This is a genomic window from Serinicoccus kebangsaanensis (assembly GCF_008919445.1).
Classification (GTDB): Bacteria; Actinomycetota; Actinomycetes; order Actinomycetales; family Dermatophilaceae; genus Ornithinicoccus; species Ornithinicoccus kebangsaanensis.
This window is the reverse complement of sequence record NZ_VSLG01000026.1, coordinates 1-4,354: the sequence shown is the minus strand read 5'-3', so window position 1 is coordinate 4,354 and position 4,354 is coordinate 1. Positions and strand designations below refer to the sequence as shown.

General features: G+C 64.0%; 5 protein-coding genes. 2 read left to right on the top strand and 3 right to left on the bottom strand.

Annotation, left to right across the window (positions count from 1 at the left end):
* Nucleotides 1-139 (top strand): ATP-binding protein (locus FXF60_RS16300; protein ID WP_238335896.1); only part of this gene is annotated, 139 nt, incomplete at its 5' end.
* 118 nt (nt 140-257) lie between these two features.
* Nucleotides 258-719, top strand: coding sequence for a DUF6650 family protein (locus FXF60_RS17005; RefSeq protein WP_367889973.1), 462 nt, complete (start codon nt 258-260; stop codon nt 717-719).
* A gap of 377 nt (nt 720-1,096) precedes the next feature.
* Here the strand turns inward: FXF60_RS17005 and FXF60_RS16295 are convergent, their stop codons facing one another.
* The 3 genes from FXF60_RS16295 to FXF60_RS16285 all read right to left on the bottom strand — a co-directional run bounded on the left by FXF60_RS16295 (nt 1,097) and on the right by FXF60_RS16285 (nt 4,100).
* Nucleotides 1,097-1,468: a hypothetical protein gene (locus FXF60_RS16295; RefSeq protein WP_151527035.1), complete on the bottom strand. Its 372-nt coding sequence runs from the start codon at nt 1,466-1,468 to the stop codon at nt 1,097-1,099.
* A gap of 447 nt (nt 1,469-1,915) precedes the next feature.
* Nucleotides 1,916-2,431 carry a GIY-YIG nuclease family protein gene (locus FXF60_RS16290; protein ID WP_151527034.1) on the bottom strand — a complete coding sequence of 172 codons (516 nt, stop codon included), beginning with the start codon at nt 2,429-2,431 and terminating at the stop codon, nt 1,916-1,918.
* Nucleotides 2,432-2,915: 484 nt separating this feature from the next.
* Nucleotides 2,916-4,100, bottom strand: coding sequence for an IS110 family RNA-guided transposase (locus FXF60_RS16285; RefSeq protein WP_151527033.1), 1,185 nt, complete (start codon nt 4,098-4,100; stop codon nt 2,916-2,918).
* Nucleotides 4,101-4,354: the final 254 nt, after the last annotated feature.

Here is a 4,354-nt window from a genome sequence, read left to right as displayed (position 1 = left end):
TGACGACGTCGTGGCTGCCGCGATGATCGACCGCCTGGTCCACCACGCCGAGGTCATCAACCTGCGCGGTGACTCCTTCCGGCTCAAGGATCGAGACCTCGGCCGCGTCCCCGCGGCCACAAACCAGGAAGAGAACTGACATGAAGGGGGTCAGCTTTCATCTGCCGTCAGGGGGTCAGATTTAGCCTGCCGTTGACAGGGACACAGCGACGACCTTGCAGATACGCTGGTCCTGCCCGAGGAGAAGGGAGACCGATATGCCGAGACCTCGCCTCACTGGGCTCAGTGCCTGGGGAGCGCAGTGGGAGTACGTTGCCACAAACAAGGACCTCGCGACGCGCGTCGTGCGGTTCCTCTCTGACCGACGAGTGCTCACAGAGCAGCACTCTCGGGAAGACTTCGAAGAGTGTCGACAGTCAGCGGACACGATACGCAACTTCCTCACGCTGGAGCTGTTGAACGTGCAAGGATCTGGACCCCTAGCGCGCTCGCTTGAACATATGCGGACAGCCTGCCGTGCGTTCATAACCGCTGCCGGCAAGAATTCTGAGCACTTCTCGCGTGATCCTCATTACTTCAACGCCGCGCTTGCGGCGATGCGCGAAGTGTTCGGGCGAGAGCTAGGGGAATTAGAGGTGACTTTCGGAGTTGAGCTGCCGGACCAACTGTACGATTTGGTGCCGCAACAGGACCTCTCCTGGTTACCCAATAAGGACTAGGCGCAAAGCAGTTCAGCCCGCCGCGGCATCGTTGCGATGCATCGTATGAGTAGACGAGCCAGACCGACGGCTCACGACTCCAGTACTTATCGCCTAGGGTCGACGCGCCGCAGTTGCGGCGATCCTCAACTGCAGGCCGCGGCGAGGAAAGCCATCCGGGAGCGTGTTCTTAGCAGAGCCGCAGCCGATTAGCGTCTGTCATCGAATAGAAGCACGGAAGGCACATCGACCCGTCGAGCCCAACATCCGGATCTGCCGCTGACCGCGCCGTTCCCCTCGCGGCGCCGGCGTGTGGGAGGTCGAGGTGCGCACGGAGTCGGAACGCATCAAATGCCGGGATTGGGAGTAGTGGGCACGGGCACTCGAGTGGGCCAGCCTCACTGGGTTGGGAAGGGCTCGACGTCGGTTTCGGGAATCGCGTCCAACCAGACGTTGCCGGCTTCGGCAACGTCTGCATACAGTTCCTCCTCGACGCCGTCTACAAGGACGAATGCTTCAAGAGCCCCAGCTTCCATGGCCAGGAGCGCAATCTCGGCAGTGCCGCAAGCTCCTAGTAGCTCCTGTGGCAAGTCGTCCGTCCTATCAATCACGTCATCTACGTCCTGGACAAACTGGCCGACGTACTCCTCGTGATCAGCCGAACCTTGAGAGGCTAGAGCGCGCCCCCAGCTGCGCTGCAGCAATGGCACCGTGGATGGATTGAACCCGCAGTCGAAGATCGTGACGTCCGTCAGCTGCTCGGTGTCCACATCTTCTGTTGCAGTACTAGAAGCAGCAGTGGGCGCATCGGCTGTGTGCGTCAGCGTGGCTGTAGCAGCGCTTGGAGCCGGCGTCGCCGTAGCCGTGCTCGCAACCGGCGCAGTGGTCTCCTCCTGCGCGCCTTCGCCGCAACCGGCGAGGCTCATAGAGGCCACAACGATGGCGGTCGCAGATAGCTTCCTTTTTACGTTCACGCATTCCCCTTGCCTGGACTGCAGAGAGGCTACAACACGCGGTCGTTCAAGCCCTCCCCGGCTCTGCCAGGAGGATCCCCTTGTCAAGCGGGTCGTCTGGTGAACGGGACGCAACTAAAGCACCCACTCTTGGCGCGTCAAAGACACCCCCTGACGCCAGCAGTGTGGTCGCACGCTAATGCCGCCAGGAAGTGACCGCAAGCTACCGTGTGGGTGCGCTGCTGACCTTGATGGCAGCGGATCTCACAGAAGTTTGTCTCGCAAACTGTCGAAGCTGCGCGTTTCTGGGACCTGACTTGCTACCTGCATCCACTCCGCATTTGCCGACTCGAACTTGGTCTGCTGGATGTTGCCGGGGGGCCTGGTCACCGCGAGCAAGAGTGCCTCCATCTCTCGGATGGCCACCGTGTCATCAGCTTCGACGCTGATCCACTGTCGGTGCCTGAGCACACCGTCGTCATACTTGTCCGTCTCTGAGGGCCCGTCGAAGGCGAACCAGGAGAATCTGGTCCAGCCATACGCGTGCTCATCGCGAGTGTGGTCGCGAAGGCGACCACCGATTCCTTGGGTCCCTGACGCCAGGCCAACGTAGTAGATGCCCGTGTCGCTGTACAAAGCGTAGACGCCTCGAGCCCGTCTGAAATCGGCGACCTTGACCGTCCCTCGTTGGAGACCCTGCCGCCCCAGAAGGCGCCAGCCGCGACCATGCCAGTCGACGAGGTCCGGGTCCCAGAAGGTTCCGTAAGCTCCTATCAGCATGGGGTCAAGGTAGATCAGTCTGGGCGGGTGCGGCTGCAATTGCCGACTACGGCGACCTTCTGGCGAGCCTCGCCCTCATTCCTGACCGCCGACTCGCGCGTTTCATCGATCTGAGGGGTGCTCTTGTGGGCCGGCCGGTAGATGTGCCTTCGGGCGACGGCAACCACGATGACGCGGATTGGCTGGTCCTGGTCGACGGCGAGGCGAACCGGGTGGGTGACCTACAAGTGAAGAAGGACACCGCCCCATACACATGGCCGTCAGAAGACGTGCCGATGCGCACATGGACTTCAGGGGCCCCGCCGGTCGAGGACCTAGAGCAGCATCGCAAGCACGCTCTACGGTTGGGCGCCCGATTGCTGTAGGACCGTTCGCCAGACGAGGGCGAACCCCTCTTCGTGCTCGCCGACCAGGCGGGCCATCCGTTCTGACTGCTCGCCCAGGAGGGCGGCGGCCCGACACACTCATCTGGCTCCCTTCTGTGTCAAGCGGGGGTCTTGAGGGGGGTCCTATGGTGGGTGGTGACGGGTCCGGGAAGTGACTGATCCGAAGTGTCGGTGTGGGGCTGTGAGCCGGCCGCGCTGGATGACAGTGACGCGCCCTGGTGTCCTCCCGGGCCCGTCCCGGCGGTGGTGACGATGTCATCGAGCATGGTCCGGTAGACCACGTCGGACAGGCGACGCTTCAGGCAGCGCATCGCCGCGTTGGGCGTCTTCCCGGCGGCGGCCTTGCGGTCGTAGTAGGCACGTCCCTGGGTGGTCCGGGTGCGCAGCTGCACGGTGGCCATGATGTGCGGCACCTGGTTGATGTGCCGGTTCCCGCCCCGGGACAGACGTTGCCGCACGTTGTCCCCCGAAGAGGCGTCGATCGGGGCGGTACCGGTCCAGGACGCGAAGTGGCCTTTGGTCGGGAACCGGGTGATGTCCCCGACCTCCACCAGCAGCCGGGCCGCACCCGTCGGGCCGATGCCGTGCAACCCGAGCAGGCTGGTCCCGGTAGCGGCGACGAGCTCGGTGAGCTCCTTGTTCGCTTCCTTCTTGCGCCGGTAGGTCTTCTCCAGGTCGGCCACCATCTCCAAGGCCACACGCTTGCGGGTCTTGCCCACCACGTCCCGGGGCCGGACCGTGGCCAGGATCGCGCGGGCCTGCGCCGCAGATAGGTCCTTCTTCGCCCCACCAGGCACGATCTCCAGCAGCAGGCCGTGCAGCTGGCACACCACCCGGGTGTGGTCCTCACCGATCCGGCGCCGCCGGTCCACCAGCAACCACAGCACCTCGAGCTGTGCGTCGTGGACCACGCTACGCAGCCCGGCCATCCTCACCCCGACCAGGGCGATGGAGTGGGCGTCAGTGTCGTCGGTCTTGCGGCCCTGTCCGGTGGCGAAGACCCGCATCCGCGCGGACAGCTTCGCCGGCACGTCCACCACCGGCTCTCCCAACGGCAGCAACCGGGCCACGACATGTCGGCCGATGCCCTCACACCCCTCGATCGCCCACGTGCGGTCACGCCAACGCCGCGCGTACTCCAGCATCTCGGTGAAGCCGGCCTCGTCCGTGGTAAACCTGCCGTGCCCGACGATCTGCTCGGTCGAGGTCATCACCTCGATCGTGACCGTCCGCTTGTGCGGGTCCATCCCGATCACGACCGGACCCCATTCCTGCTCGCCCATGAACTGCCCCTTCCTGACGACCTCGACGTGCTGGATCGGTCAGGAGGGCACCGCTACTACCAGCAGAGCATTCCCTTCTTCAGCCTCTCCCAACCATGCCGGCAGCCGGAGTGACGCAAGCCAAATGAGAATCACACCACCAGGATGGACAGCCGCGAACGAGCGACCACCCCGACCACCTAGGGCGTGTCTCCCAATTCCATGCGACGTCTCGCTCACGACGCGCGCTTCGCGGCAATACCGGACGTCTGAGT

Excerpts from the sequence above, each read along its gene's own strand:
- FXF60_RS16290 (WP_151527034.1), bottom strand. The coding sequence starts at position 2,431 with ATGCTGATAGGAGCTTACGGAACCTTCTGGGACCCGGACCTCGTCGAC.
- FXF60_RS17005 (WP_367889973.1), top strand. The coding sequence starts at position 258 with ATGCCGAGACCTCGCCTCACTGGGCTCAGTGCCTGGGGAGCGCAGTGG.
- FXF60_RS16285 (WP_151527033.1), bottom strand. The coding sequence starts at position 4,100 with ATGGGCGAGCAGGAATGGGGTCCGGTCGTGATCGGGATGGACCCGCAC.